General features: G+C 72.5%; 3 protein-coding genes and 1 pseudogene. 3 read left to right on the top strand and 1 reads right to left on the bottom strand.

Features of this window, described 5'->3' with window-relative positions; translation table 11 throughout:
• Positions 1-76 precede the first annotated feature (76 nt).
• A pseudogene (locus MXD58_RS18410) lies at positions 77-1,603 on the top strand (PP2C family protein-serine/threonine phosphatase); the annotation flags it as partial.
• Positions 1,604-1,870: 267 nt separating this feature from the next.
• Positions 1,871-2,752 carry an ATP-binding protein gene (locus tag MXD58_RS18405; protein ID WP_248836432.1) on the top strand — a complete coding sequence of 294 codons (882 nt, stop codon included), beginning with the start codon at positions 1,871-1,873 and terminating at the stop codon, positions 2,750-2,752.
• Here MXD58_RS18405 and MXD58_RS18400 read toward each other — a convergent pair.
• Positions 2,736-4,154 (bottom strand): type III PLP-dependent enzyme domain-containing protein, encoded by a 1,419-nt coding sequence (locus tag MXD58_RS18400; RefSeq protein WP_248836431.1) that lies wholly within the window; start codon positions 4,152-4,154, stop codon positions 2,736-2,738. The two genes, MXD58_RS18405 and MXD58_RS18400, sit on opposite strands and share 17 nt — an antisense overlap.
• Positions 4,155-4,692: 538 nt before the next feature.
• On the opposite strand from MXD58_RS18400, the gene MXD58_RS18395 reads away from it, so the two are divergent.
• Positions 4,693-5,777, top strand: a 1,085-nt coding sequence (locus MXD58_RS18395) for a diaminobutyrate--2-oxoglutarate transaminase family protein (protein WP_250609630.1), incomplete at its 3' end; no start/stop codon positions are given.

Below are 5,777 nucleotides of genomic sequence, written 5' to 3'. Positions count from 1 at the left end.
GCCGGCGCCTATCTCGCGGCGCTCGTCGTCCTCGCCGCGCCGCCCCTGATCGTCCTCATCGGCTAGGGGAATCCGGGCCGTGAGCTTCCCCCTGGACCCGACCCAGGAGAGCCTGGGCGAGCTGCTGCTGTGGCCGGTGGCCGACGCGTTGGCCGCCGTCGACGTCGAACGGGTGCGCCTCGCGGCCCGCTGGATGGCGCTCGCGCTCGGCGGCGGCGACATGCGCCGCGCCGAGGAACGCCGGATCGGGATGCTGACCTTCCTCGCCGAGGCATCCGACCTGCTGGCCGGCAGCCTCGAACTCGGGCATTCGCTGGCCCTGCTGGCGCAGCTGCCGGTCCCCCGCCTCGCCCAGTGGTGCGCCGTGTACCTGCATCGGGAAAACGCCGATCCCGCGCTGTGGTCCTCCACGCACACCGAGGAGAGCATGTCCGGCGCCCTGAGCGCCGCCGCCGCGGACCCCGACGGAGCGCTGATGGCCGCCGTGCGCGGCGCCAGCGGCGGTCAGGTGCACTCCCACACCGCCTTCGGTGGCCCGGCACTGGTCATGGTGCTCAAGGCGCGGCGCCGCGTCCTCGGCGTCCTCGCCCTCGGCCGCCCGGAGGGCAACGCGTTCGCCGCCGACGAGATCGACCTGCTCACGGACCTGGCCCGACGGGCGTCGTTCGCGATCGACAACGCCCGTCTCTACAGCCGTCAGGTGGAACTCGCCGGCACCTTGCAGGCCGGGCTGCGCCCGCCGGAGCTGCCCCTGATCGAGGGTCTGGACCTGGGCTCCGCCTACGGGGCGGCGCAGTCCGCCGGCCTGGACGTCGGCGGGGACTTCTTCGACCTGCTGTGGGGCCCACTGGGGTGGACGATCGCGATCGGCGACGTCTGCGGCAAGGGCGCCGAGGCCGCCACCGTGACCGGGGTGGCCCGCGCCGTGCTGCGGCTGCTCACCGGACGCGGAACGGATCTCGGCGAGGTCCTGATCGAGCTGAACCGCACGCTGCGGGAGGCGGCCTCGACGCATCCGAACGGTCAGGGCAGGTTCTGCACCCTGGCCGCCGCGGCCGTGACCGGCCCCGCGGGCATCGGGCCGGCCCTCGGGGCCACCCGGTCCGCCGGCACGCGGCTCGCCCGTGCGGGCGGTGGCACCGGCATCCCGGCGGCCTTGAACCCGAACGCGGACGGACAGGCCAACGGCGACGGCACGACGGCCGGGCTCGACGGGCCGCCGCCCACGGCCAGTGGGGTCAACCTGCGGCTTTTCCTGGCGGGCCATCCTCAACCGGTCGTCCTGCACGCCGACGGCAGTGCCTCACTCGTCGGCCGCCCCGGCACACTGCTCGGCGTCCTCGACGACGACGAGGTCTCCTTCCCGGGCATCGACCTGACCCTCGGGGCCGGCGAGGCGCTGGTGCTCTACACCGACGGTGTGATCGAGGCCCGCGACGGCCACGAACTCCTCGGCGAGGAACGGCTGCTGAACGCCGTCAGCGACTGCGCCGGGTTGTCCGCCCAGGGCATCGCCGACAGGGTGCTCACCGCGGCGGAGCGCTTCGCGGGCGGAAACCTGCGTGACGATGTCGCGATCCTCGTCGCCCGGGTGCCCTGCTGAGGCGGACACCCGTCCCGCCCACCAACCCCTCAGCCCACCAACCCCTCAGCCCACCAGCACACCAGCACACCAGCACACCAGCCCACGAGGCGACGGCCACCATGTCGCTCCGGTCCGGCGCATGAAAGCGCAGGTCCGAGGGCTGAAGTGAGCGAAGATGACGACCCGGCATCGGTAGAACCCGCGCGATCCGGATGCCTAGGCTTCAATTCGCCGCCAGCGGGTACACCACCTCTCGATGTCCTCGTTGTTCAGGCTTGGTGGTCGATGAGCGCGTCTTCGGTTCCGATGGACGTGGTGCGGCAAGCAACATCACGGTGCCCACCCGCAACCCACATCCTCGCCGAGCTTCCGTATCTGCCGTCCGCCGTTCCGCAGGCCCGCCATGTCCTGCGGCAGGGGATGCGGATGCTGGCCATCCCGGAAGACGCCCGCAGCACCGCCGAACTGCTGGTCAGCGAGCTGGTCACGAATGCGGTGAAATACGGCCAGCCACCGCTGTGGCTCCTCATCGAGATGCGGCCGGGGCTGATCCACGCATCCGTCTCGGACACCTCGAACGCCCTGCCGCAACGCCGGACGGTGGCGCCCGACGCGGAGGGTGGCCGCGGGCTGCTGGTCCTCGACGCGCTCGCGGGCAGCTGGGGGACGGTGGTCGCGGACTCGGGCAAGTACCTCTGGTTCGATCTTCCCATTCCGACGGAGTCAACCCGCGGCGAGACGATCCGGACCGCTACGACCAGCGAGCCCGGCGACACTCCGACGCCGAGAGCGGGCGGCGGCTCCCAGGAGTCCGCTCCGCCAGCCGGATCGCCGGTGCCGGACACCGTCACCGGCCCGGCCGGCGGACGCCCGATCCCCGGATCGGGCTCCCCGGCCGGGCATTCTGGTTGCGCCACGCCGCCGTCGGAGCCGCCGACCGGCTCGGCACCGGTGGGCGGGCTGCGGCCCACGGGCGGCTCCGGGTTGACGGGCTCCCTGCGCGCGGCCGCCACGCTGCGCGGCGGGCCGCCGGGTGTCAGCCTCAGTGGCAGCCGCACGACCATTGTCAGCCGCTCGTCGCCGGTGGCCCGTCGGCGAGCGGCCGAGCCCGATGCCGATGCCGAGGTGGGTCCGACCGACGCGAGGATCATCACCCGGCTGTTCTGACCTGGTCCCCGCCCGCGTCCAGCACGATCCGATGCGGGCGGGGATGGCTGAGGAAGTCGGCCAGGGCGAACTCGTAGCCATAGGCACCGGCCATCGGGAAGACGACGGCATCGCCCGGCCGGACCGGCCCGACAGTGACGTCACGGGCCAGGGTGTCCTCCGGCGTGCACAGCTCGCCGACGACGGTGACCGGTCTCCCGTCGGTGTCCGGCAGCTCGTTGTCCGACAGGTCTTTCTCCGGCAGTTCGGTGCCCGGCGGTTCGAGTGCGGCTTCCGGGGTGGCCGTCGCCGCGACGACCTGGCCCGATCGGGGGACGACCGCGAAGTTGTGGACGATCTCCCAGGACGTCGGCAGGGCGAAGTGGTGGATGCCGCCGCGCAGCACGACGAAGTCCGTGCCGTAGGACCGTTTGACGTCGATCACCTGGGCCGCGTACCAGCCGCAGTCCGCCACGAGCAGCCGTCCCGGCTCGAAGATCGCCCGGACGCCCGGGGGGATGCGCAGCTCCGCCAGGCCGTCCCCGAAGCGGGCCAGGTCGAAGGGGACCTCGCCACGCCGGTCCGGCTCGAACGGCACCCCGAAGCCCCCACCCATGTCGACCAGGCGAAGGTCGACTCCGGCGGCGGAGGCCGTGCGGACGGCGAAGTCGAGGCACCAGCGGACGTAGCCCAGATGGGCCGCGGCGTCGAGATTCGCGGAGACGGCGTGGACGTGGAATCCGATCACGTCCACGTGGGCCAGCCCGGCTGCCAGCTCGAGCACGGCGGGCACCTCCGGCTCGGGGATGCCGAACGCGCTCGGCCGCCCGCCCATCTGGAGGGAACCGGCGAGATCGACGCGCGCGGGGTTCACCCGCACGGCGACGTCGACCCGCCGGCCGAGACGGGCCGCGACAGCGTCCAGCCGCCGCAGCTCGCCGACACTCTCCACATTGACCACGGCGCCGTCCGACTGGGCCAGTGCCGTCAGCAGCGCCACCGACTTCGCCGGGCCGGAGGCAACCAGGCGACGTGGCCCGACAGCGCCAGCCCGGTCGTAGGCCGCCTGGGCGAGGCCCGCCTCCCGCACGGAGGAGACCTCGAAGCCATCGACACCGCCCGGATGACCTCGTCCCGGCTGCCCGGACGGTTCCGCCGAGCCCGCTGCGAGCCGGGCGGGCCCCGCCAGGAGCGCGTCGAGGACCGGCGGGAACCCGTTCGCCTTCACCGCGTAGCAGATCTCCGCCCAGGTGGGCAGGCAGGCACGCAGGGCCGCCGCGTTGCGGGCCGCGACGGAAAGATCATAAAAGTAGGCGCTGGTCTGCTCGCCCGCAGGCCATGCCTGCACCGCGGCGAGAACCGCGGGGGGCAGACACTCGGCCGGCAACGCGCGCAGTGGCGCCGCCGACGGCGGCAGATCCATGTACGTTCTCCCTCCGGCCTGCGGGCCGGACACCCCCCTGAACGGGGGTGTCCACCACCCGGCCCGGGCCATACCGCCGCCGGCGGACCACCGACGGCCTGGGCCCTTGTCCGAGACTGGCGCGCTTCGGCGCTCCGGCGCGGCGATACGGTCGAATTCCCGGCAAATGATCGCCGTCCCATTCCATCCGTTTCGACGCCGCGATCATGGTGGCGGAACGTCGGGCGTCGGCGGCGGCCAATGCCATGGGGACGCCAATGCGTTGGGAGATCAATGGCCAGGGCGGTCCAGACAGAATCGGCGCGTCTGGGCCGAAGGAGCCCTCCCGAGGGTGCGTGAGGCCGCCGCGCCGCGGCGGCCACCACTCCGAAGACCATCGGGAGCAACGTTTGCACGACCCTGCCAGCTATGCGGGCGGACTATGGAGAGGTCCGCCGATGGTGCCTGGCACGATCCATCCACACAGGAACCAACAGCCACCCGATAACTTAGGTTAGGCTCCCCTCAAAAGGCCCGCTCGGAAAGGGAGTCGCCCATCATGACGATTTCCGCTTACAGCGGCACCGACGCCGGCCGTCTCACTCCGGCGATGGATCCCGCCGAAATCCTCGCTCGTCAGCGTGAGCGGGAGTCCGCGGCGCGCACCTACGCTCGCACCCTCCCGATCGTGCCAGTCCGCGCCGAAGGCGCGACGATCTTCGGTGCGGACGGGCGAAGCTACCTGGACTGCCTGTCCGGAGCCGGCACCCTGGCCCTCGGCCACAACCATCCCGACGTGGTCCAGGCGATCACCGAGACGCTGTCGCGGGGCGCTCCCCTGCACACCCTCGACCTGGCGACGCCGGAGAAGGACGCGTTCACCGAGGAGCTGCGTTCCTGTCTGCCACCCGGTCTGGGCAGCGACGTCAAGCTGCACTTCTGCGGGCCCAGCGGCGCCGACGCGGTCGAGGCGGCACTCAAGCTCGCGCAGACCGCGACAGGCAACCAGACCCTACTCGCCTTCACCGGCGGCTATCACGGGATGACCTCCGGCGCGCTGGCGGTGACCGGCAACGTGGCGGTGAAGAGCCCGCTGCCCGCGGCGATGTCCGTCGTCCGGCTGCCGTTCCCGCATCCCTACCGCTGCCCGTTCGGCGTGGGTCTCGGCGGCCGGCTCCCCACCGCCGGACCGGACGGCGCGGAGCTGTCCATCCGTTACATCGAGCGCCTGCTCGACGACCCGCTCGGCGGCGTCACGGCCCCGGCAGCCCTGATCGTCGAGGCCGTCCAGGGCGAGGCAGGCGTGGTCCCTGCTCCGGACGACTGGCTGCGCGCCATCCGGGAGATCACCCGTCGGCGCGGCATCCTGCTGATCCTCGACGAGGTGCAGACCGGCGTGGGCCGAACGGGCCGGTTCTGGGCCGCCCAGCACAGCGGGATCGCCCCGGACATCCTCGTCATGTCGAAGGCGATCGGCGGTGGCCAGCCGCTGGCCGTCATCGCGTACCGCGCGGAGCTGGACGTCTGGACTCCCGGCGCGCACACCGGCACCTTCCGCGGCAACCAGCTCGCGATGGCGGCCGGCCGGGCCACCCTGACCGTGCTGTATCGTGAGCCGAAGTTCGTGCAGGCGCACACGCGGTC

Origin of the sequence: Frankia sp. AgKG'84/4, assembly GCF_023242965.2 — a bacterium.
Lineage (GTDB): Bacteria > Actinomycetota > Actinomycetes > Frankiales > Frankiaceae > Frankia.
Note: the sequence above shows the minus strand (reverse complement) of the source record. Positions and strands in the feature narration are given on the sequence as shown.